Source organism: Pseudomonas sp. 20P_3.2_Bac5 (assembly GCF_025466035.1).
In the GTDB taxonomy this organism is placed as follows: domain Bacteria; phylum Pseudomonadota; class Gammaproteobacteria; order Pseudomonadales; family Pseudomonadaceae; genus Aquipseudomonas.
On the sequence record NZ_JANLOA010000072.1, the window covers coordinates 48,189 to 70,977 of the forward strand.

20 protein-coding genes and 2 pseudogenes are annotated in these 22,789 nt (G+C 64.1%); 16 read left to right on the forward strand and 6 right to left on the reverse strand.

What is annotated here, in order from left to right; genetic code table 11:
* Window position 1: 1 nt before the first annotated feature.
* The 7 genes from NTD88_RS14115 (at window position 2) to NTD88_RS14145 (ending at window position 7,014) form a co-directional block, all read left to right on the forward strand.
* Window positions 2-625: a lysophospholipid acyltransferase family protein gene (locus NTD88_RS14115; RefSeq protein ID WP_262154288.1), complete on the forward strand. Its 624-nt coding sequence runs from the start codon at window positions 2-4 to the stop codon at window positions 623-625.
* A gap of 1 nt (window position 626) precedes the next feature.
* Window positions 627-1,559 (forward strand): phosphatidate cytidylyltransferase, encoded by a 933-nt coding sequence (locus NTD88_RS14120; protein WP_110971215.1) that lies wholly within the window; start codon window positions 627-629, stop codon window positions 1,557-1,559.
* Window positions 1,560-1,778: 219 nt separating this feature from the next.
* Complete coding sequence (hpaD, locus tag NTD88_RS14125; RefSeq protein ID WP_262154287.1) at window positions 1,779-2,699, forward strand: 3,4-dihydroxyphenylacetate 2,3-dioxygenase; 921 nt, start codon at window positions 1,779-1,781, stop codon at window positions 2,697-2,699.
* A gap of 232 nt (window positions 2,700-2,931) precedes the next feature.
* Window positions 2,932-4,230, forward strand: a complete 1,299-nt coding sequence (locus NTD88_RS14130) for an NAD(P)/FAD-dependent oxidoreductase (RefSeq protein ID WP_262154286.1) — start codon at window positions 2,932-2,934, stop codon at window positions 4,228-4,230.
* 187 nt (window positions 4,231-4,417) lie between these two features.
* A complete protein-coding gene (locus NTD88_RS14135) occupies window positions 4,418-5,401 on the forward strand; it encodes a DUF1852 domain-containing protein (protein WP_262154285.1) in 984 nt (327 codons plus the stop codon).
* A gap of 27 nt (window positions 5,402-5,428) precedes the next feature.
* Window positions 5,429-6,463, forward strand: a complete 1,035-nt coding sequence (locus tag NTD88_RS14140; RefSeq protein WP_262154284.1) for a methionine synthase — start codon at window positions 5,429-5,431, stop codon at window positions 6,461-6,463.
* A gap of 35 nt (window positions 6,464-6,498) precedes the next feature.
* Window positions 6,499-7,014 carry a flavin reductase family protein gene (locus NTD88_RS14145; RefSeq protein ID WP_262154282.1) on the forward strand — a complete coding sequence of 172 codons (516 nt, stop codon included), beginning with the start codon at window positions 6,499-6,501 and terminating at the stop codon, window positions 7,012-7,014.
* Window positions 7,015-7,062: 48 nt separating this feature from the next.
* On the opposite strand, the pseudogene NTD88_RS29250 reads toward NTD88_RS14145, so the two are convergent.
* Together NTD88_RS29250 and NTD88_RS29005 are read right to left on the reverse strand one after the other, a co-directional pair.
* Window positions 7,063-7,230, reverse strand: a pseudogene (locus NTD88_RS29250) (methyl-accepting chemotaxis protein); the annotation flags it as partial.
* Window positions 7,231-7,386: 156 nt separating this feature from the next.
* Window positions 7,387-8,322: pseudogene (locus NTD88_RS29005) on the reverse strand (PAS domain-containing protein); the annotation flags it as partial.
* On the opposite strand from NTD88_RS29005, the gene NTD88_RS14160 reads away from it, so the two are divergent.
* From NTD88_RS14160 to NTD88_RS14170, 3 genes are read left to right on the forward strand one after another with little or no spacing between them, the layout of a single operon-like run.
* A complete protein-coding gene (locus NTD88_RS14160) occupies window positions 8,263-9,522 on the forward strand; it encodes an MFS transporter (RefSeq protein ID WP_262154281.1) in 1,260 nt (419 codons plus the stop codon). The pseudogene NTD88_RS29005 and the gene NTD88_RS14160 overlap by 60 nt on opposite strands.
* On the forward strand, window positions 9,519-9,965 hold the full coding sequence (locus NTD88_RS14165) for a GlcG/HbpS family heme-binding protein (protein ID WP_262129983.1): 447 nt from the start codon (window positions 9,519-9,521) through the stop codon (window positions 9,963-9,965). Before NTD88_RS14160 ends, NTD88_RS14165 begins: the two co-directional genes overlap by 4 nt.
* Window positions 9,966-9,978: 13 nt before the next feature.
* Complete coding sequence (locus tag NTD88_RS14170; RefSeq protein ID WP_262154279.1) at window positions 9,979-10,635, forward strand: helix-turn-helix transcriptional regulator; 657 nt, start codon at window positions 9,979-9,981, stop codon at window positions 10,633-10,635.
* On the opposite strand, the gene NTD88_RS14175 is transcribed toward NTD88_RS14170, so the two are convergent.
* A complete protein-coding gene (locus NTD88_RS14175; protein WP_262129985.1) occupies window positions 10,595-11,518 on the reverse strand; it encodes a phosphate/phosphite/phosphonate ABC transporter substrate-binding protein in 924 nt (307 codons plus the stop codon). The two genes, NTD88_RS14170 and NTD88_RS14175, sit on opposite strands and share 41 nt — an antisense overlap.
* Window positions 11,506-13,833, reverse strand: coding sequence for a putative bifunctional diguanylate cyclase/phosphodiesterase (locus NTD88_RS14180; RefSeq protein ID WP_262129986.1), 2,328 nt, complete (start codon window positions 13,831-13,833; stop codon window positions 11,506-11,508). The genes NTD88_RS14175 and NTD88_RS14180 overlap by 13 nt, the downstream gene beginning before the upstream one ends.
* A gap of 157 nt (window positions 13,834-13,990) precedes the next feature.
* On the opposite strand from NTD88_RS14180, the gene NTD88_RS14185 reads away from it, so the two are divergent.
* From NTD88_RS14185 to NTD88_RS14200, 4 genes are all read left to right on the forward strand, one after another.
* On the forward strand, window positions 13,991-14,812 hold the full coding sequence (locus tag NTD88_RS14185; protein ID WP_262154278.1) for a molybdenum cofactor biosynthesis F family protein: 822 nt from the start codon (window positions 13,991-13,993) through the stop codon (window positions 14,810-14,812).
* The gene (locus tag NTD88_RS14190) at window positions 14,805-15,596 is read left to right on the forward strand and encodes an SDR family NAD(P)-dependent oxidoreductase (protein ID WP_262154277.1); all 792 of its coding nucleotides are present in this window, start codon (window positions 14,805-14,807) and stop codon (window positions 15,594-15,596) included. Before NTD88_RS14185 ends, NTD88_RS14190 begins: the two co-directional genes overlap by 8 nt.
* Window positions 15,593-16,348 (forward strand): SDR family oxidoreductase, encoded by a 756-nt coding sequence (locus NTD88_RS14195; RefSeq protein ID WP_262129988.1) that lies wholly within the window; start codon window positions 15,593-15,595, stop codon window positions 16,346-16,348. Before NTD88_RS14190 ends, NTD88_RS14195 begins: the two co-directional genes overlap by 4 nt.
* Window positions 16,349-16,550: 202 nt before the next feature.
* Window positions 16,551-17,858, forward strand: a complete 1,308-nt coding sequence (locus NTD88_RS14200) for a hypothetical protein (RefSeq protein ID WP_410017278.1) — start codon at window positions 16,551-16,553, stop codon at window positions 17,856-17,858.
* Between the two features lie 88 nt (window positions 17,859-17,946).
* On the opposite strand, the gene NTD88_RS14205 is transcribed toward NTD88_RS14200, so the two are convergent.
* Together NTD88_RS14205 and NTD88_RS14210 are read right to left on the reverse strand one after the other, a co-directional pair.
* A complete protein-coding gene (locus NTD88_RS14205; protein WP_095157548.1) occupies window positions 17,947-19,056 on the reverse strand; it encodes an MFS transporter in 1,110 nt (369 codons plus the stop codon).
* An 84-nt stretch (window positions 19,057-19,140) separates the two neighbouring features.
* Window positions 19,141-19,854, reverse strand: coding sequence for an alpha/beta fold hydrolase (locus NTD88_RS14210; RefSeq protein ID WP_262154275.1), 714 nt, complete (start codon window positions 19,852-19,854; stop codon window positions 19,141-19,143).
* Between the two features lie 303 nt (window positions 19,855-20,157).
* Between NTD88_RS14210 and NTD88_RS14215 the strand changes: the two genes are divergently transcribed.
* Together NTD88_RS14215 and NTD88_RS14220 are read left to right on the forward strand one after the other, a co-directional pair.
* The gene (locus NTD88_RS14215) at window positions 20,158-21,495 is read left to right on the forward strand and encodes an MFS transporter (protein WP_262154274.1); all 1,338 of its coding nucleotides are present in this window, start codon (window positions 20,158-20,160) and stop codon (window positions 21,493-21,495) included.
* A gap of 24 nt (window positions 21,496-21,519) precedes the next feature.
* Window positions 21,520-22,779 carry a gallate dioxygenase gene (locus NTD88_RS14220; RefSeq protein ID WP_262154273.1) on the forward strand — a complete coding sequence of 420 codons (1,260 nt, stop codon included), beginning with the start codon at window positions 21,520-21,522 and terminating at the stop codon, window positions 22,777-22,779.
* Window positions 22,780-22,789 lie beyond the last annotated feature (10 nt).

Here is a 22,789-nt window from a genome sequence, read left to right on the forward strand (position 1 = left end):
CATGCTTGCTGCCTTCACCGCCTTCCTCATCACCTCCTTCGCCCGCCTGGTCACCGGCGCCCGCGCCCTATGGCTGGGCTGCAGCCCGCTGCCGGTGCAGCGACTGTATTTCGCCAACCACAGCAGCCACGGCGACTTCGTGCTGATCTGGGCCTCGCTGCCCGAGCCGCTGCGCCAGCGCACCCGCCCGGTGGCCGGCGCCGACTACTGGCTCAAGCCCGGCGTGCGCAGCTTCCTGATCAGCAAGGTGTTCAACGGTGTGCTGCTGGACCGCCAGCGCAGCGAGCCCGACGCCGATCCGCTGCAACCGGTCAAGGACGCCTTGGCCCAGGGCGACTCGCTGATTTTCTTCCCCGAAGGCACCCGCAACCTCGGCGACGAACCGCTGCTGCCGTTCAAGAGCGGCCTGTTTCATCTGGCTGCCGCGCAACCGCAAGTCGAACTGGTGCCGGTGTGGATCGCCAACCTCAATCGCGTCATGCCCAAGGGCCGCACCCTGCCGCTGCCACTGTTGTGCACCCTGAGCTTCGGCGAGCCGCTGCAGCTTGCTCCGGACGAAAGCAAACAGGCTTTTCTCGAACGCGCCAGCCACGCCCTGCTGGCCCTCGCGCCGAAGGAGGTCTGAAATGGAACACAATACCTGGCCCCTGTTCGCCGGCATCGGCGCCCTGCTGCTGCTCGCCAGCCTGATCGGCCGTCTGCTGAAATGGCGCGCCGGCCCCGGCCCGCACGCGGTGATCGACAACCTCAACGCCCGCATCGACGCCTGGTGGGTGATGGTGCTGGTCATCGGCCTGGCGTTCATCTTCGGCAAGACCGGAGTGATCGTGCTGTTCTACCTGGTGTCTTTCTACGCCCTGCGCGAGTTCATCACCCTGACCCCGACCCGACGTGGCGACTACCCGGCACTGGTGCTGGCGTTCTACGTCGCCCTGCCCGGCCAGTACCTGCTGATCGGCTTCGACTGGTACGGGCTGTTCAGCATTTTCATCCCGGTCTACCTGTTCCTCCTGCTGCCAATCCTGGCCAGCCTCGGCGGCGACACCACGCGCTTCCTCGAACGCGCCTCGAAGGTCCAGTGGGGGTTGATGATCGCGGTGTACTGCGTGTCCTCGGTGCCGGCGTTGATGACCCTCGACATCCCCGGCTACGAAGGCCGCAACCTGCTGCTGATCGCCTGGCTGATCCTGGTGGTGCAGATCAGCGACGTGCTGCAGTACGTCTGCGGCAAGCTGTTCGGCAAGCGCAAAGTAGCGCCGCGACTGTCACCGTCGAAAACCCTCGAAGGCCTGCTGGGCGGCGTGTTCCTAGCGACGCTGATCGGCGCGGCGCTGTACTGGATCACCCCGTTCAACATGTGGCAGGCGGCGCTGATGGCGCTGGTGGTCAACGTCATGGGCTTCTTCGGCGGGCTGGTGATGTCGGCGATCAAGCGCGACCGCGGGGTCAAGGACTGGGGGCACATGATCGAGGGCCACGGCGGCATGCTCGACCGCATGGATTCGGTGTGCTTCGCCGCGCCGATCTTCTTTCACTTCGTCCGTTACTGGTGGGCCTGAGCGCGCCAGGCTGGCAAGCTCGATCAACTATCTGGCAGAGCCAGGCAAGCGGCGCCCTCGACAAGCGTGTTCAATGGGCAGCCAGCATTTCCCGCGCGGGAGGTGCCAGGCCTGATCGACAAGAGCCACGATGTCAGTGGCCGGTATCGCCTGCGTGCCAACATCCCAGATAATCGATGCGCCCTCGTCTGGAGGGCATCTGCCACCAGGAGTACCGTCATGGGCAAACTTGCTCTGGCTGCCAAGATCACTCACGTTCCATCCATGTACCTGTCCGAACTGCCCGGCCCGCGCCAGGGCTATCGCCAGGCCGCCATCGACGGCCACAAAGAGATTTCCCGCCGCTGCCGCGAACTTGGTGTCGACACCCTGGTGGTCTTCGACACGCACTGGCTGGTCAACGCCAACTACCACATCAACTGCGCGCCGCACTTCAAGGGCACCTACACCAGCAACGAGCTGCCGCACTTCATCGCCAACATGGACTACGAAGTGCCGGGCAACGACGTGCTCGGCCGTCTGCTGGCCGAGGAATGCAACCGCCAGGGCGTCGAGACCATGGCCCACGACGCCACCAGCCTCGGCCCGGAATACGGCACCCTGGTGCCGATGCGCTACATGAACGCCGACCAGCACTTCAAGGTGGTGTCGGTCTCGGCGCTGTGCACCTCCCACTACCTGAATGACAGCGCGCGCCTGGGCTGGGCGATGCGCAAGGCCGTGGAAGAGCACTACGACGGCACCGTGGCGTTCCTCGCTAGCGGCTCGCTGTCGCACCGTTTCGCCCAGAACGGCCAGGCGCCGGAATTCGCCGACAAGGTCTGGAGCCCGTTCCTGGAAACCCTCGACCACCGGGTCGTGCAGATGTGGGAAAACGCCGAGTGGGACGCCTTCTGCACCATGCTCCCGGAGTACGCGGTGAAAGGTCACGGCGAAGGCTTCATGCACGACACCGCGATGCTGCTGGGTGCGCTGGGCTGGTCGAAGTACGACGGCAAGGCTGACGTGGTCACCCCGTATTTCGGCTCGTCCGCCACCGGCCAGATCAACGCGATCTTCCCGGTCACCCCGCAGGACGGCTCCTCCGTTCCGGCGCCCCAGGCCTCCTCCAGCCAACTGGCCGCCGTCGGCCGCCTGTAACACCGCCAACGCGACGGTCCGCTATGCCGGACTGTCGCGAAGGGCTTTCTCCGAGCTCAACGTCACGCCCTCCTCCCCCGCGATTCCCCGCTAAAACCTGGCAGCCTCGATCAAAACCGACAGCAGGCTCGGTCAAGAACCTATCGTTCGTTAGGCATTTAATGCAAAGTGTAACAGGCGCTCCAGACGCCCCTTGCTGCCTCAGCCAACTCCAACTATTCAGGCCGCCCCCATGATCAACATCGAAACGCCCACCTATTACACCGCGACCAAGAAGTACAACCTCAGCTTCCCGATCCTGGAAAACGATATCGAGGCCGATGTCGTGGTGATCGGCGGTGGTTTCTCCGGTATCAACACCGCCCTGGAGCTGGCCGAGAAAGGCATCACCAACACCGTGGTGCTGGAAGGACGCTACCTGGGCTTCGGCGGCACCGGGCGCAATGGCGGGCAGATCATGGCGGGCATCGGCCACGACCTGGAGAAAATCAGGAGCAGCGTCGGCGACAAGGGCCTGCAGGAAATCTTCGAGATCAGCGAACTGGGCGCCGGCATCATCAAGGACCGGATCGCCAAGTACGACATCGATGCGGACTTCTGCCACGGCTACGGCTACATGGGCTTCAACGCACGCCAGGAAAAGACCCTGCGTACCTGGGAAAAGGAATTCAAGAAGGTCAACAGCAAGGACGAAATCCGCTTTCTCGGCGGCTCCGAGGTCAAGCAGATCATCGGCTCCGACGCCTACGGCAGCGCCCTGCTGCACATGGGCGGCGGCCATGTGCACTCGCTGAACCTGCTGCTCGGTGAAGCCAAGGCCCTGGTTGGCCACGGCGTGCGCATCTTCGAACACAGCGCCGCGCTGGAAGTCACCTACGGCGAGAAAATCACCGTGCGCACCGGCCGTGGTTCGGTCAAGGCCAGCAAACTGCTGTGGGCCTGCGACAGCTTCCTCAACAAGCTGGAACCGGAGCTGCACAGCCGGACCATCAACACCTACGCCTTCCAGTTGATGACCGAGCCGCTGTCGGACGAAATGATCCAGCGCATCAGCCCGATCCGTGGCGCCTACAGCGATATCCGACCGGTGATCGATTACTACCGGGTCACCAACGAAAACCGCCTGCTGTTCGGCGCGGCCACGCCCTTCATCGAGCACATCCCCAACGACCTCAAGGCCTGGAACCGCGCCTTGATGCTGAAGATCTTCCCGTACCTGAAGGACGTGAAGATCGACCTCGCCTGGGGCGGCCCGATGGCCACCAGCGCCAACCTGTTCCCGCAGATCGGCACACTCAGCGGGCGGCCGAACGCGTTCTATGTGCAGGGCTATTCCGGGTTTGGCGTAACCCCGAGCCACATCATCTGCAAGATCCTCGCGGAGGGCATGGCGGAAGGCTCGAGCCGCTATGACCTGATCAGTTCGGTGAAGCATGCGCGGATCATCGGCAAGGACAATTTCCGGCCGCTGATTCTCAGTGCGGGGAAGACGGTGCACCAGGTGTCAGGGTTCTTCAACGGGCGGCGTTGAAGGCTTCGCTGCAATCAACCGCGCACCACATCATGAATATGACTAAAGATGCGCTGAAACCAATTCAATTCCATTCATCCAGGGGCTAAGGATAGAATTATTCTCAATTGGAAAGAACATAGATACCGCTGAGTGAAAGCCTGAATACATTCAGGCTTTCACTCAGAAATAAGGACATCCGCCCCCGATGAACAACGAGTTTACGTTTACCGTCAACAGCATTTGTTTCGACGAAAATTATCGCCCCGCCGAAAACACCCGCACCACCACCAACTTTGCCAACCTCGCCAAAGGTCAGAATCGCCAGGAAAACTTGCGCAATGCGCTGACCATGATCGACAACCGCTTCAATGCGCTGGCGCACTGGGATAACCCTAAAGGCGATCGCTACACCGTCGAACTCGAAATCATTTCCGTAGAGATGAATGTTGGCGTTGAAAGCAGCGGCAGTTCCCTGCCTTTGATCGAAATCCTGAAGACAACCATCGTTGACCTGAAAACCAACGAGCGCATTGAAGGCATTGTCGGAAATAACTTCTCCTCTTACGTGCGGGACTATGACTTCAGCGTGCTGTTGCTGGAGCATAACAAAGACCAGCAGGGTTTCAGCACCCCCGACAATTTTGGCGATCTTCATGGAAAGCTGTTCAAGCACTTCGTCAATTCGAGTGCCTTCAAGGAGCATTTCACCAAACCACCGGTCATCTGCCTGAGCGTTTCGAGCAGCAAAATCTACCACCGAACTGAAAACCAGCATCCGGTATTGGGTATCGAATACCTGCAGGATGAGTACTCATTGACCGATGAGTACTTCAATAAAATGGGTTTGAAAGTTCGCTACTTCATGCCGCCGAACAGCGTTGCGCCGTTGGCCTTCTACTTTGCCGGCGACTTGCTGGGTGATTATTCCAATCTGGAGCTGATCAGTACCATCAGCACCATGGATACCTTCCAGAAGATTTACCGACCCGAAATCTACAATGCGAATTCTGCTGCCGGCAAATCCTATCAGCCCAGCCTGCAGCACCAGGATTACTCATTGACCCGAATTGTTTACGATCGGGAAGAACGTAGCCGCCTGGCTATCGAGCAAGGAAAGTTTGCCGAGGAGCACTTCATCAAACCGCACCACGCTGCCCTTGAGCAATTTTCCGCTAATTACGCTCTTTGACCTTTCGACTACACAAGGCTATCCACCGTGAAAAAACTACTTCCCACCTCAACTGCTGGCAGCTTGCCAAAACCTTCCTGGCTGGCCCAACCGGAGACGCTTTGGTCACCGTGGAAACTGCAAGGTGAAGAACTGATCGAGGGCAAACAAGATGCCCTGCGCCTGTCGTTGCAAGAACAACAACAGGCCGGCATTGATATCGTCAGTGACGGCGAGCAAACGCGCCAACACTTCGTCACCACCTTTATCGAGCACCTCGAAGGCGTCGATTTCGAGAAGCGCGAGACCGTCAGGATCCGTGACCGCTATGACGCGAGCGTACCGACGGTCGTTGGCGCGGTAGCCCGGAAAAAACCGGTGTTTGTCGAAGACGCCAAGTTCCTCCGTCAGCAAACCGGGCAACCCATCAAGTGGGCGCTGCCAGGTCCGATGACCATGATCGACACGCTTTACGACAACCACTACAAAAGCCGCGAAAAACTGGCCTGGGAATTCGCCAAGATCCTCAACCAGGAAGCCAGGGAACTGGAAGCGGCCGGCGTCGATATCATCCAGTTTGACGAGCCCGCCTTTAATGTCTTCTTTGATGAGGTGAATGACTGGGGCGTCGCTACCCTGGAAAGAGCAATTGAAGGCCTCAAGTGCGAGACCGCCGTGCATATTTGCTATGGCTACGGCATCAAGGCCAATACCGACTGGAAAAAGACCCTGGGTTCTGAATGGCGGCAATATGAAGAAGCCTTCCCCAAGCTGCAGAAATCCAGCATCGATATCGTCTCGCTGGAATGTCACAACTCCCATGTGCCCATGGACCTGATTGAACTCATTCGGGGCAAGAAGGTGATGGTCGGGGCTATCGACGTGGCCAACCACGCTATCGAAACCCCGGAGGAAGTGGCCAATACCCTGCGCAAGGCCCTTCAGTTCGTTGATGCCGACAAGCTCTATCCGTGCACCAACTGCGGCATGGCGCCCCTGCCCCGCCCAGTTGCACGAGGCAAGCTGAATGCGTTGAGCGCAGGCGCGGAAATCGTCCGAAGAGAACTCGCCAGCCAGCGCTGAGTTGAACGGACTGCACTCACTATTCAGGATCTGCCATGTCGCTTTCCAGTACGGCTATCGAGCCCTTGCGCTTTCGCGAAGCGCTCGGGCACTACGCATCCGGTATCACGGTGATTACCTCCCACGTTGAGGGCGAACCGGTTGGTTTTACGTGCCAGTCGTTCTACAGCGTGTCGATGAATCCGCCGCTGGTTTCATTCAGCGTGAAGTCCAGCGCGTACAGCTATCCGAAAATCCGCCAGGCAGGCCGATTCGTGGTGAATATCCTGTCGGGTGAACAGGTCAGGATTTCCAACCAGTTCGCCCGGCAAGGCACGGACAAATGGCATGGCGTCGAATGGCAGGAATCGCCGCTAGGTAATCCGATCATTGCCGGCAGCCTGCACTGGCTTGATTGCGAGATTCACGCGGAACATGTCGCCGGTGATCACCTGATCGTGATTGGAGAAGTGAAGGCGTTGAGCCTGCAAGAAACTGCGGCGACGCAGCCATTGCTGTATTTCAAAGGGCAATATTGCAACCTCGCCGCAGCTGGCGCGGAGTACGCGTAGCGCTACGCGCAGGCAAGCGGCGCTCCGCTCGCCTGTGCGCCCTCAGCTCAACATCGCCTGAATCTGCTGCGTCGCCTGCCGCGTGCTGTCGGCCAGCTTTTTCACTTCCTCGGCCACCACCGAGAAGCCCCGCCCTACTTCCCCCGCCCGCGCCGCCTCGATCGCAGCATTCAGTGCCAGCAGGTTGGTCTGTTCAGCAATGCTCTTGATCACCCCCACCACCGTGGCGATCTGCGCGTAGGTGGTCTGGTTCTGCGACAGCATCTGCTCATGACTGGCCTGGGCGCTGCGTTCATCGCTGATGTCACGCACTGCGCCGATCACCCGCAACAACACGCCACGCTCGTCACGCACCGCGCAGCCGCGCTCGCGACACCAGATGTAGCCACGCGACTTGTGGCGCATGCGGTACTCGAAGACGTACTCGCCACTGGCGCCAGGCTTGAGGATCTCGCGGTCGAACACCGCCATGATCAGCGGCAGGTCGTCCGGGTGGGTGATGCTGACCTGGGCGTTCCAGCCGTCGGGCAACTCGCTGGGGCTGTAGCCCATCAGCGCCCGGAACTGGTTGGAAATGCGCATGTTGCTGTCGGGGTGCTGCACGTCGCCCTGGACCACGCTGATGTCCCAGGTGCCTTCGGTGAGCGTGGATTGCAGTTGCGCCCAGATCGCCGCCTGCTGCTGGTGCGCCTGCAGTTGCTGCGCCTGTTCGCGCAGTGCGTCTTCCAGGCGCTGGCAGCGCTGCTCCAATTGCCGCGCTTCATCCCGCGCGGCCTCGTCCTGGCGGTGGGCGTGTTCGAGCTGGTCAGTCAGTTCGCTGCAACGGGCGCGGGCTTCGTCCAGCAGGCGCTGGTCCTGCTGGCGTTCGCCGGCCAGTTCGCGCAGGGCCAGGAGCAGCGCCGGGTGACGCTCCAGTTGCGCGCTGCGCGGCCCGTCCCAGCGCTGACCCTGGCTGATCTGCGTCAGTCCTTGTTCCAGCTCCCGCACCCAATGATCGTTCCTGAAAAACATCAGCGCACACCGTTCGGCAGTGAAACCCCGAGTTGACCGGATTGCCGCGCCGGCGTCTTGCACGCAAGTGCCGGGTACTTGACCGTCCCTGCCAACACAGGGCCTGCGGCTGGCAGGCAAACACATGCCATCGACAGCCTCAGGCAAGACGCCCCCCGCGCAACCGGGTAGAGTCGGGCGCGGCGTTCGCTGGCGGCGGGCTCCCTTGTCCTTTTCCATGCACTGGCGTCCTCGATCGTGAAAGCTGCGCAACCTTCCGGGCCAAACCGCTGGCCCAATGTCCTGCGGGCGTTGCATCACCGCAATTTCCGTCTGTATTTCATCGGCCACGCCATCTCCACCCTCGGCACCTGGGTGCAAACGGTGGCGCTGTCGTGGCTGGTCTATCGGCTGACCGACTCGGCCGCGCTGCTCGGTATCACCACTTGCGCGACCTTGCTGCCGCAATTGTTGGTCGGGCCGATCGCCGGGGCCTGGATCGATCGCCACGACAAGCGCCGCCTGCTGATGTTTATCGAAAGCCTGCTCGCGGTGCAGGCGCTGGGGCTGGCGCTGCTGACCTGGCTGGAACTGATCACGCCGACGCTCATCGTGATCCTCGCCACCACCCTCGGCATCCTCAACGCCGTGGACACCCCATTGCGCCAGTCGCTCCTCAGCCGCCTGGTCGACGACCGCGACGATCTGCCCAACGCCCTGGCCCTCAACGCGATGCTGTTCACCTGCTCGCGCTTCGTCGGCCCGCCCCTGGCCGGCCTGTTGCTGGCGCTCACTGGCGAGGCGCTGTGCTTCGCGCTGAACGCGCTGTCCTACGCCGGCCTGATCCTCGGCCTGTTGGCGATCCGCCTGGCGCCCGGCGAGAAAGCCAGCGGCAGCATGCGCAACATGTTTCGCGAAGGCCTCGACTACACCCTGCGCTCGCCCTCGCTGCGCGCGCTGATCATCGGCGTGCTGATGGTCAACCTCACCGCCTCCACCTATGCCGTGCTGCTGCCGGTGTTCGCCCGCGACATCTTCGCCGGCGACGCCCGCACCCTCGGCTGGCTGTGGGGCGCCGCCGGGCTCGGTTCGCTGCTCTCCACCGTGCTGCTGGCGGGGCGGCAGAGCGCGGCGAAACTGCGCGGGCTGATCCTGTTTTCGGCCATCGCCAGCGCCCTCGGCCTGCTGCTGTTCGCCAGCAGCCGCACCCTGCCGTTGTCGCTGCTGGCGATGATGATCCTGGGGTTCGGCGTGACCATTAATAACGTCGGTACCAATATCCTTTTGCAAAGCCAGGCGCCGGAAGCGCTGCGCGGCCGGGTGATATCGATCTACACCTCGACCCGCTTCGGCTTCGATGCCATCGGCGGCCTGCTCGCCGGGCTGCTCGCCGCCCATATCGGCGGCCCCTGGGCCATGTACATCGCCGCCGCGCTACTGTCGGTCTACTGTCTCTGGCAACTGCTTCTGCTGCGTCGGAAACGCCCTGAACATTCCATCGAGGAAACCGCCCAATGAATCCTTTGCTGCGTCAGCAACAGACCATCACCCTGCGCCTGGCCATGCAGGCCCTGGATGCCGCGGTCAGCTTCGCCGAACAGGCCGGCGTGCGCGTCAGCGTGGCGATCCTCGACGCCAGCGGCCAGCCGATCAACAGCGCGCACATGGACGGCGCGCCACGCCCCTGCCAGGCCATCGCCCTGAACAAGGCCCTGACCGCTGCGGGCTTCGGCGTCTCCACCCAGGTTTGGGAAGAACGTTTGCAGAAATGCTCGACAGCGGTCCGCGAGGGCCTGCCGTTGCAGCCGAACCTGGCCTTGTTCGGCGGTGGTGAACCCTTCTTGCTGGACGGTCAGGTGATCGGCGCCATAGGCGTGTCCGGCGCCTCGGAAGCCCTGGACGCCGGCTGCGCCAAGGCCGCCGTGGACAAGGTGCGCGAACTGCTGGACAACGCCCGCTGAGAGGGATGCCACGATGAACGCTGCCCACGAACTCGGTAACTACTGCCTGCACGCCTTCAGCCAGCAGGTGCCCGCCAGCCTTGCCGCCTTCTACCGGGTCGACGAGCAGTTGCAGGCCTGCGATTTCCAGTTGCTGGGCATGCAGCCACCCATGCACCACCACTACCTCGAGCACTACCGCCATCTCGACCCGCTCAACCCGGACAACTGCCAGGCCATCGGCCTGCCGGTGGTGTCGCTGCGCCAGGGCTTGGCGCGCCACGATGCTGCCCGCGGCCGCGAGTACCTGGGGTTCCTGCGTCAGCACCGGGTGGTGGATGTGGTGGAAATCGTCGCCTGTGTCGACGAGCGTCCGGTGGCCGGCCTTTCGCTGCTGCGCGAAGGTGCGCTCGGCCCGTTCGAACCGAGCGAACTGGAGCGCCTGTTGCCGCTGCACGGGCTGATGCAAATGGCCGCCCGGCAGTTGCCGAAAACCACCCCGGACCGCCTCGCCGGACTGACCCCGCGTGAACGGGAAATCGCCCTGCTGTTACAGAACGGCGCCTGCAACAAGACCCTGGCCCGGCAGCTGGAGTTGGGTTTGCCGACGGTGAAGACGCACCTGATCAACCTGTTTCGCAAGGTCGGGGTCAAGAACCGGACGGAGTTGATCGGGGCGTTGTTTCTGTAGTGGGCGGAGGGGTGCCGGCAGACCTGCCTTGCATCATCCGCACCAGCGGCACGTACTCGGCACGACTGACCGGGGCGATGCCGCTGGCATCCTGCGAGGCCAGAAATTCCGCCAGGCCGTCCTGGTTCTCCAGCATCGCCGCACGGATGCGCGCCTTGTATTCACCGCACAGGCTGCCACTGAAGACGTAAGGGTCGTAATAGATACGCTCCGAACGCCAGAGCACGTTGAAGGTGTCGCGCTCGATTCGCCCGCTGTTGAGGTACGCATCAGCGCGGACGCTGGCGACGAACGCGGCATCCACCCGGCCCTCCAGCAGCGCGTCCAGCGACTTGTCATGGGAGCCGGTAAACACCACCGAGCCGAAGAACTGCGCCAGCGGCTCGCCGACCTGGGCGGAGAACTCGACGTTGGGCACCACGCTGCCGGAGGTACTCGCCGGATCGCTCAAGGCGCCGCGCTTGCCGCGCAACGACGCTACGTCATCCGCCGTGCCGCGACGCGCCAGCAGCAGGGCCTGATAGTGATGCCCGGCCGGGGTGAAATAGCCGTTGTTGATGGTCAGGCTGGCGAACGGTTCGATGCGCGGGTCACGCTGCTGCGCCAGCACATAAGCGGCTGGCCCCAGCCAGGCGATGTCGACGCCGCCCGAAACCACGGCATCGACCACGCTCTCATAGGACGACGCTGGCACAATCGCCGCCGGGACGCCCACGGCGGCACTCAGCCGCTCCAGCAGCGGCTGATAATCCTTGATCAGCACCTCCATGCTCTTCTTCGGAATCACCGCGATACGCAGACTCGGCTGCAAGCACTGGGCCTGCGCGCTGGTCGTCAGCAATGCGCTCAACAGCAGGCAGGACAAGGTGTTCAGTGCTCGCATGCAGTCTCCGTCGCATCAATGAAAGGTGGGTATTGGTCGAGCTGCGCCGCCGTCAGCGGCCGGCTGAAATGATACCCCTGGGCAAAATCACAACCTGCCAGACGCAGGTAGACCACCTGCTCGCGGGTTTCCACGCCCTCGGCGACCACCTCCAGCCCCAGGCGCTTGGCCAGGATGATGGTGGATAGCACGATGGGGCTGTCGTCGTGGCTGTTGGAGAGCTGGGCGATCAGGGCGCGGTCGATCTTCAGGCGGTTGATCGGCAGCGCTTGAAGGTGGGAAAAGCCCGAATAACCCTGGCCGAAATCATCGAGGCTGATGCTCAGCCCGGCATCGCGCAGCACCTGCAGGTGCTTGATCGCCTGGCCTTCGTCATCCAGCACGGTGGTTTCGGTGATTTCCAGCTCCAGCCGCGCCGGTTCGACGCCATGCCGGCGCAGCACCTCCAGCAACTGCGCGCTGAAATCCGGTTGGCGCAGTTGCAGCGGCGAGACGTTCACCGCCAGGCCCGCGTGGATGCCCCGCGCCTGCCAGCGCACCAGTTCTTCACAGGCCAGCCGCACCACCTCCCAGCCCAGCGCGACAATGAACCCGCTGCGCTCGGCCAGGGAAATGAAGCGGTCCGGGTAGAGCAGGCCGAACTCGGGATGCTGCCAGCGCACCAATGCTTCGTAGCCCACCACCCGCAAGGAGTCAAAACGCACCTGCGGCTGGAAATGCAGGACGAACTGCCGCTCCTTCAAGGCCGGGCCGAACGCCTGCTCAAGGGCGAACTCGGCGACGTTGACCACGTTCAGCGACGGGTCGAAGAAGCGGTACTGCCCGCGCCCCGCCTGCTTGGCGGAATACATGGCGGCATCGGCATGGCGGATCAGTTCGTCCACCGCCTGGCCGTCCCGCGGGCAGATGCTGACGCCGATGCTCGGGCTGCTGTTCAGTTCATGGGCATCCAGCGAGTAAGTCGCCGACAGCTTGTTCAACAGCATGCGCACCCAGGCGTCTATCTGCTCTTCACTGCGCGAGCCCGCCAGCAGCACGACAAACTCGTCGCCGCCAAAGCGCGCCGCCTCGTCACCCGGCTCCAGCGCCCGGCTGATCCGCCCCGCCACCGCCTGCAACAACAGGTCGCCGACCTTGTGCCCGAGCGAGTCGTTGATCGACTTGAAGCGGTCCATATCGATGAACAGAATCGCCAGCAAGCGCCGCTTGCTGCGCTGCTCGGCCAGGGCCCGCGCCGCCGTCTCCATGAACTGCCGTCGATTATGCAAACCGCTGAGGTGATCGGTCGCGGCCGCATGGCTGCTGCGCCGGTGCTCTTCCTCCAGGCGCTGGATCAACTGCTGGTTGATCTTCTGCGCCTGCTCCAGGGCGCTGAAGGCTTCCTGGCGCTTGCCCAATACCCGCCAGCTCCACAGCACCCCGGCGAGAATCAGCAGGGTCATGCTCAGGTTCAGCCACAACTGGTGGGCGTAGACCTGGCGCGACGGCGCGAGAATCTCTTCCTCCTGCTGGCTCACCACGACACTGAAACCGCGTTGCGCCACATGGCGAAACAGACTCTGGTAATAGCCATCGACGCTGAACTGGCTGATCCGGCCCGACGCCTCGACGTCATGCGGCAGGTCGGGTTTCAGCGGCTCGCCCGCCACCACCACGCCACTGTTGCCGATGCGCAGCCGCTCCTGGCCGACGCGGTCGAGCAGGCGCATCAGGCCGCTGCTGCCCAGGTCGATGTTCTGGAACAGCACCGCCAGGTAACCGATGTCCAACTGCACCAGCAGGATGTTGCCAGTGCCGCCGCCGGCCGTGTCCGCCAGCGGCAGCAGAAACGGCAGGCGCCAATTCAGCTCGGCGGCCTGTCGGTCGAGGGCATCGAGGGGCGGCAGGAACGGCCTGACGCTGTAGCGATCGCCGTGCTCTTGCAGTTGCGCCAGCCATTGCGCGGGCAATTGCCGCGGCTCATCGGCATGGCTGGCATAAAGCACGCGACCGTCAGCGCTATACAGGCTCATGCGCTTGAGCACCGGATCCTCGGCGAGCATTCGCGCCAGGCTCCAGCGCCCTTGCGCCGGGTCGCCCATGTCGGTCTGCAATGCGCGGCCGATAGTCTGGGCGCGGTCGACCAACTGGCTGAGGTTCTCGGCCGCCATCGTCGCCAGATTGAGGTGCTCCGAAGCTTTGGCAGCCAGCGCCTCTTGCGCGGACGCCGCCTTCTGCTGGAAATACAGCACCCAGAGAAACAACAGGATGGCCACGGAGGACGACAGCAGGAGGAACTGGAGAAAACCCAGAGAGGACACGGACCGGCGGATCACCACATTTCATTCCTGCCGTTGAGTGATGGCACATTACTACCAGCGCGTGACAATCCCGTGACTGGCACACCACGCCACCTCAACCATCCGGTTGATACCGCATCACCCGCCCGCGCGGCACCATCACGGCTCCAACAACAACCACGAGCCACCTCCCATGACCACCCATTCCGACTGGATCACCGTAGGCGCCCTGGCCGAGGGCTTTGCCCCGCAAGCCTTCATCCTGCCGCAACTGGCCGAGCTGGCCGGCCAGCGCATGACCCTGAACTTCGCCAACGGCTGGTCGATCGAACACCGCTTCGACGCCGACCAACTGCACTGGCACGCCGCTGACGGCCACTCGACCGGCAGCGCGCCGTACCGCGCCACCTCGGTGCGCCCGGGCATCGTCCTGGTCGACTTCCTCAAGACCGAGCACAGCCAGACCTGGTCGATCACCCTGGTGCTGGACACCCTGAGCCAGTCCTTCACCGCAGTCATCGGCAACATGCCCAGCGCCGAAGAAACCCGCGAAGGCATGTACTCGCGCGCCCTGTCCGGCAAGAACCTGACCGCCGTCGAGGCGCAGTTCCTCCACGGCACCCTTGATCGCCCATGGCAGGACGGCGCCTGCCCGCACGCGCCGACCCGCGAGCTGGTGGGTATCCGCAACCGCTACCGCTACAGCCCGACCGAGGAATACGAGCACATCTACCTCAACGAGCACTATTACACCTGGCAGTGCCTCAAGGGTGTCGAGAAGGGTCTGTGCGACACCGACCGCTGCCACTACTACAAGATCACCGACGAGCTGTATCTGTTCGTCTGGCGCGAGAAGATCATCCCGACCCTCGGCCTGGTGATGATCGACCTGCGCGAGCACCGCAGCGACGGCAAGATCTTCGGCTACGCCGAAGGCAGCTTCGACGCCTTCAGCAACTTCCCGGTGTCGTCCTACTGCAACCTGATCAACACCACGGACCACGGCCATGACTAAGACCGTGCTGATTACCGGTGCCGGCACCGGAATCGGCGAGGCCTGCGTCCAGCGCATGGCGGCACTGGGGCATAACCTGGTGCTGGTGGGGCGACGGCGCGAGGCGCTGGAACGGGTGGCCGCCGGACACGACGCCCTGGTGCTGGCCGGTGACGCCGCCGACAGCGCCGTGTGGACCGGCTTCATCGCACAGATCCGCGCCCGCTTCGGCGGTCTCGATGCGCTGATCTGTTGCGCAGGCGGTCATGGTTTGGGCAACGCGCTGGAGACCAGCGATGACGCCTGGGACGCGGCGATGCGCGGCAACCTGCACAGCGCCTTCCACAGTGCCCGCGCCTGTTTGCCGCTGCTGATCGAACGGCGCGGCAGCATCGTCCTGCTCGGCTCCATCGCCTCGCTGGCGGCGGGCCCGCAGGTGTGCGGTTACACCACCGCCAAGCACGCGCTGGTGGGGCTGAACCGCTCGCTGGCGCGGGACTTCGGGCCGCAAGGCGTGCGGGTCAACTGCGTGTGCCCGGGCTGGGTGCGCACGCCGATGGCCGATGAAGAAATGCAGCCGCTGATGGAGCACTACGGTGAAGACCTGGATGCGGCGTATCGCCGGGTCACCGCCGATGTGCCGCTGCGCCGCCCCGCCAGTGCCGACGAGATTGCCGCGCTGTGCCAGTTCCTGGTCAGCGACGACGCCTCGATCATCACCGGTGCGGTGATCGCCGCCGATGGCGGGTCGACCGTGGTCGATGTGCCGACCCTGGCCTATACCCGACTGGAGAATCCGTCATGAATGCCACCTTCGATTACCACGGGCAGCAGGTGTTGGTCACCGGCGGTGCCCAGGGCATTGGCCGGGCAATTGTCGAGGGCTTCGCCCGCGGCGGTGCCGAAGTGCTGATCGCCGACCTCGACCTGGCCGGCGCCCAGATGCTGGCCGACAGCCTGCGCGCCGAGGGTCTTCTGGCTCAGGCGGCGGGCATCGACCTGGCCGACCGCGAGGCGATCTTCACCTTGCTCGACGGCCTGGAACGCCTCGATGTGCTGGTGCACAACGCGGCGTATTTTCCCCTTACCCCGTTCGAGCAGATCAGCGAAGCGATGCTGCGGCGCACCCTGGATGTGAACCTGTCGGCGCTGTTCTGGCTGACCCAGGCAGCGCTGCCGCTGTTCCGCCGCCAGGGCCGCGGCAACGTGCTGGTGACCTCCTCAGTGACAGGGCCACGGGTGGCCTATCCGGGGCTCAGCCACTACGCCGCGTCCAAGGCCGGAGTCAACGGCTTCATCCGCAACGCCGCGCTGGAACTGGCGCCGCTGGGCGTGCGGGTCAACGGCGTGGAGCCGGGGATGATCCGCACGCCGGCCATGGACAACCTCGGTGACGCCGACCTCAGTGCGCGGATTGCCAGCGGCGTGCCGTTGGGGCGGCTGGGCGAGCCGGCGGATATCGCCGCGGCCATGTTGTTCCTGGCCTCGGACAATGCCGGCTATGTCACCGGGCAGACGCTGATCGTCGATGGCGGCGCGACGCTGCCCGAGTCGTAAGTCTGCGGGAGCGAGCGTGCTCGCTCCCGCAATCAAAAGCTGGCGACCCCAATCAACTCTACTGGCAGCCACGAACAAGACGTACGCCCACCGACAGCGCCCTAATACCTCGTCACGGAGCATTCGTCGACGGGGCCGGGCCAGGGCGCGGCCATCTGCCAATAACAACTGGGGAATCACAATGGACAAACAGCATCGCCTGATGCCGCTCGCGCGGGCCGTCGGCCTGAGCCTGGTCACGCTCGCCGCCGCGCAACCGGCACTGGCTTACGAACTCTACGCGGACGACGACACCCACCTGAACGCCGACATGCTCGCCGTGTTCGGCATGTTCAACAGCCGCAAGAACTACGACGGCACAGCGGGCGGCTCGACCTGGCGCGAAGGTTTCATCAAGTACGGCGTCAGCGGTGACCAGGGCCTGGGCGGCAATGGCACGTTGTACGGCACCTTCAATCTGGTCAGTTCGGCGACCTGGGGCGACGGCGACGCCGCCGGCAACACCGACGGTTCCGAGCGCACCACCAAGATCGAAGACGCCTTCCTCGGCTGGCGTTCCGGCGATCTGTTCCCGGCCCTAGGCAAGGACGGCGTGGACTTCTCCGCCGGTCGCCAGGTGGTCAAGATCGGCAGCGGCTTCCTGATCAACGACGATGGCCCGAACCTCGGCAAAGGCCCGGCCGACGGCGACCTCAACCGTGGCGGCGCCTACTACCTCGCCGCCCGCCACGCTTTCGACCGCACCGCGGTATTGAAACTGGGTGGCCAGGACGGCCTGCACGGCAGCGTGCTCTGGCTCAAATCCGACAACCGCGCCCAGGCCGAAACCGAACTGGCTGCCGGCACCCTGGACTACACCACCGACGCCGGCACCTTCGGCCTGACCTGGGTGCATGGCCTCGACGTCACCGACCAGTGGGCCAGCGACTTCCAGAAAGAGCGCGAGAACATGGACGTCTACAGCGTCCGCGGCGAAGGCAGCGCCGGCATCGAAAACGCCAGCTTCGCCTTCGAATACGCCTGGCAGGACAAAGACGCCGGGCCGGAAAAAGCCTGGTACGCCGAAGCTGGCTACACCTTCGCCGACGTCGCATGGGCGCCGAAACTGACCTACCGCTACACCCGTTATTCCCAGGGCTGGGATTCACTGTTCACCGGCCTGAGCACGGGTTACGGCACCTGGTTCCAGGGCGAAGTGGCGGCCAACTACTCCGGACCGTTCAACAGCAACACCGGCATCCACCATGTCGGCCTGAAAGCCACACCGCTGGAGAACCTCACCGTCGGCGCGCTGTACTTCGATTTCCACACCCTGCGCACCCGCGACACCCTCAACCTCGATGCCCGCGAGCTGGATTTCTATGCCGAATGGGCGGTCAACGAGCACCTGATCATCAGCCCGGTGATCGGCCTGTACCAGCCGAAAAAGGATGAAACCAACGGCGGCAATCAGGTGGGCGGCAATGGCACCAACATCTACAGCCAACTGACAGTAGCCGTGCCCTTCTAAACACCCAAACCCTGTAGGAGCGAGCTTGCTCGCGAAGGCGTGCAACCCAAGCCCCGCCAATCTCGCCCCGCAGGTTTATGAACGCGCCCTACAACCGCCGCATCAACATCCCCACCAGCAACACATTCACCCCCGCCAATCCGGCCATCACCCCGAGCACCGCGCCCGGCCCGGCGCTCTGCAACAGCCAGCCGCCGACCAACGGGGTCGCCGCCTGCCCGACCAGCGACGGCAACGACATCTTGCCCATCAGCAGCACATAGTTGCTCGGCGACATCAGCACCAGCGGCAACAGCCCGCGCACAATGGCCCGCAACCCGTTGCCGAAGCCATACAACACCAGCCCGAGCAAGGTCGCCGCCGGCACCAGCGCCACCAGCAACAAGCCGCTCGCCACCAGCACCACTGAAATCAACGTGGTCCACAGCGGATGGCGTTTGCGAGCGAAGATCTGCACGATCCGCGAACCCACCTGACAAGGCCCCAGCACCGCCGCGAAGCCGATGGCCGCCACCAGGCTGTGGCCCTGCCCTTGCAGAATCGACACCAGATGCACCGCCACCGCAGTCATCAATACCGCGCCAATGGCGAAGATCGTGGTCAGCAGCCAGTAGACCTGCGGGTCGACCCGGTCCTCGGCGGCCTGTTGCGCCTTGCTGGCGATCTTGATGCCGACGCCCGCCGGCAGCGCCCGCCAATACAACGGCGCCACGCTGAGCAGCAACACCACGGCGTAGGCGACGCAGGTCATGCGCCAGCCCAGATGCTCGATCAGCAGCGCCACCAACGGCCAGGTCAGGGTCGAAGCGAACCCCGAAATCAGTGTGATGCCGGTAATCGCCCCGGCCGCCTTTTCGCCGTACAGCGCACCGAGGCTGGCAAACAGCGCTTCATACAACCCCAGCGCCATGCCCACGCCGATCACACCCCACGCCAGCAGAAACCAGCCCAGCGACGGCGCCGCTGACATCAGCAGCAAGCCCACAGCAACCACCGCGCCGCTGCTGGCCAGCACCGGTCGGCCGCCGAAACGGGCGATCAACCGGCTGGTCAACGGCGCCAGCATTGCCGATACCAGCAAGCTCAAGGACAACGCGCCGTACACCCACTGGAGGGCCCAGCCGGTGTCGCGAACGATTGGCGCGGCCATCACCGCCAGCAAGAAGAACGAACCGCCCCAGACCAGAATCTGCAGCAGGCCGAGCAGGAAAATACCGGACAGGCCGGGTGTAACAGCGGGGTCTTTCACAAGGACTTCCGGGGGACAACGGGATAAACGGAATCAGGCATCGAAGGCGCCGGCCAGCCACTGCGCGAGCAGTTCGCTGGTGCGCGCCGGGTGTTCCAGCGGCGGCAAATGACCGCAGTCGCCGATCACCTCCAGGTGCGCGCCGGGAATCCCCTCGTGCATCAGCCGGGCCTCGGCCAGCGGCGTGATTTCGTCCTGTTCGCCGAACAGCACCAGGGTCGGCACGCCGATGCTCGCCAACAGCGGCCGGTAGTCGGCGCGGTCGATGATTGCCTGCTGCTGGCGGATAAAGCCTTCGCGGCCAATATCGTCAGCCATCGCCATCACCACCTGCGGCACACGGGTATCGAGCGCACGGGTATGCATCAGGCGCGGCAGCAGTTGCGGCGTTACCCCCTTGAACTTGCCCAACCCGGCCAGTTCCAGCAGACCGCGACGCACGCGGGCGCGTTGTGGGTCGTCGGGGCGGGCCATGGTGTCGAGCAATGCCAGACGCTCGACCCGCTCCGGCGCACGGCGCAGGATCTCGAACGCGACATAACCTCCCATCGACAGCGCCGCCAGGGCGAATCGCGGCGGCGCCTGCTCCAGCACGCGCTCGGCCATGGCGACGATGGACGCGTCCTGGCTGAGGTCGGGAATCAGCACCTGGCGGGAAGGTTCGAACGTGGCCTGGGCGTGGGCCCAGAGGCGGTGGTCGTTGAGCAGACCAGGGAGCATGACGAGCGGAAGGTTGTTGCGGGACAAGCGGGAAACTCCTGGGGAATGCCGGGCGGGAAGGCTTGGAATAGAGACGGTGGCGGGCAGTTTATACAGAATGTGTCTATGGATGTTGGGATGAGGCCCCGCGCAGCCAAGAAGCCTCAAGCTCTCAACCACCCTCATAAACACATTCGATACCTTCTTAAGCATTTCCCAGAGGCGCGCCCAAAGCCTCCGGCCTTACAGTCAAGCCTCGCCGCATTGCGGCCAGGTGACCCTGCACCGGCCATCAGCATTTTCGAAGGCTGGCGCGCTGTTCACCCCTACAAAAACAAAAGGTGAATCCGAATGCTCAATGAATCTGTCGACGTCAAGGCGTGGATCGACAACCGCCCCGTGGCGGGCTACCAATGGCTGATCCTCGGCCTGTGTTTCCTGATCGTGCTGTTCGATGGTTTCGATGTCGCGGTCATGGGCTTTATCGCGCCGTCGCTGATGCAGGAGTGGGGCCTGTCCCGCGCCGCCTTCGGCCCGGTGATGAGCGCCGGGATGGTCGGCCTGGCCATCGGCGCGCTGACCGCCGGCCCCTACGCCGACCGCCTCGGCCGCAAGAAGGTGCTGCTGATCGCGGTCACCGGTTTCGCCATTCTCAGCCTCGGCTGCGCCTTCGCCCGCAATCCCTGGGAGCTGGCCGGCCTGCGCCTGCTGATCGGCATCGCCCTCGGCGCGGCGCTGCCCAACTGCACCACCCTGCTCAGCGAATACCTGCCCGAGCGCAACCGCTCGCTGCTGATCACCCTGATGTTCACCGGCTTCAACCTCGGGTCCGGCGGCGGCGGTTTTCTCGCGGCCTGGCTGATCCCCTCCTACGGCTGGCAAGCGGTGCTGCTGGCCGGCGGGATCCTGCCGCTGCTCCTGCTTCCATTCCTGTGGGCGCTGCTGCCGGAATCGGCGCACTTCCTCGCCGTGCGCAAAGCCCCGGCCGAGCAGATCGCCAAGGCCCTCGGCAAGCTCGGCGGCCGCTTCAACGCCGACATCCGCTTCCACGTTGCCGAACCGCCGCTGCAAAGCAAGGCGCCGGTCAGCCAGTTATTCCTGCCGCGCTATCGCCTTGGCACGCTCGCCCTGTGGCTGACCTATTTCATGGGCCTGCTGGTGATCTACCTGACCATGGGCTGGCTGCCGACCCTGCTGCGTGACAGCGGCCTGAGCATCGAACGCGCCGCAACCATCACCGGCCTGTTCCAGATCGGCGGCACCGTCGGCGCGCTGGTGGTGGGCTGGATCATGGACCGCCGCAACCCCAACGGCGTGATCGCCACCGCCTATGTGCTCGGCGGCTTGTGCATCCTGTTGCTCGGCGCCTTCAGCCTGGAATCCAGCCTGCTGGCCGTGGGCGTGCTCGCCGCCGGCTTCTGCATGAGCGGCGCGCAGACCGGCCTCAACGCCTTTGCCCCCGGCTACTACCCCACAGAGTTCCGCGCCACCGGCGTAAGCTGGATGCTCGGTATCGGTCGTTTCGGGGCGATCTTCGGTTCGCTGATCGGCGGCGCGGTGCTCAGCATGGGCCTGGGCCTGCCGCTGCTGTTCACCCTGCTGGGCACGCCGGCGTTCATCGCCGCCGCCGCCATTCTCACCAACGGCCATGCGCGACGCCGCGCGAGCCAGGCGCTGCTGGCGCACTAACCCTCCATTTTCAAGGAACTCGTCATGGCACGAATCATCGGCGGCCTCGCCGTCTCGCACACCCCGACCATCGGTTTCGCGGTCGACCACGACAAACAGGACGAAGCCGCCTGGGCGCCGATCTTCGAGAGTTTCAAGCCGGTCAAGGCCTGGCTGCAGGCGCGCCAGCCGGATGTGCTGTTCTACATCTTCAACGACCACGTGACCTCGTTCTTCTTCGACCACTACAGCGCCTTCGCCCTCGGTGTCGACGAGCAGTATGGCGTCGCCGACGAAGGCGGCAATCCGCGCGAGCTGCCGGCCATCGGCGGCCACGCGGCGCTGTCGCGACACATCGGCGAGAGCCTGATGGCCGACGAGTTCGACATGAGTTTCTTCCGCGACAAGCCGCTGGACCACGGCTTCTTCTCGCCGATGTCGGCGCTGCTGCCCTGCGACAACGGCTGGCCGGTGCAGATAGTGCCGTTGCAGGTGGGCGTGTTGCAGTTCCCGATCCCCAGCGCAGCGCGCTGCTTCAAGCTCGGCCAGGCGCTGCGCCGGGCCATCGAGAGCTTCCCGCAAGACCTCAAGGTCGCCATCGTCGCCACCGGCGGCGTGTCGCACCAGGTCCACGGCGAGCGCTGCGGCTTCAACAACCCGGAGTGGGACGCGCAGTTCATCGACCTGTTCGTCAACGACCCGGTGCAACTGACCCGCCTGACCCAGGCCGAATACGCCACCCTCGGCGGCATGGAAGGCGCCGAGGTGATCACCTGGCTGATCATGCGCGGCGCGCTGTCGGCCACCGTCGAGCAACTGCACTACGACTACTACCTGCCGTCGATGACCGGCATCGCCACGTTGCTTCTGGAAAACCGTGATCGCCCGGTGCCGGCCGAGGTCAACGCCCGTCACCTGGCGCATATGGGGCACCAGTTGGCGGGCGCCGAAAAGCTCGAAGGCACCTACCCCTTCACCCTTGAGCGCAGTGCCCGCAGCTACCGTCTGAACAAGTTCCTGCACCGCATGATCGAGCCGGCCTGGCGCGCACGCTTCCTGGCCGAGCCCGAGGCGATGTACGCCGAAGCCGCGCTCAGCGAAGAGGAACGCGACCTGCTGCGCCGTCGCGACTGGCGCGGGCTGATCCAGTACGGCGCGATCTTCTTCGTGCTGGAAAAACTCGGCGCGGTGCTGGGCATTTCCAACCTGGACATCTACGCCGCCATGCGCGGGCAGAGCCTCGAAGACTTCATGAAGACCCGCAACCAGCAAGTGCTCTACTCGGTCGCCGGCAAGGCCGACTGATCCACCCCTC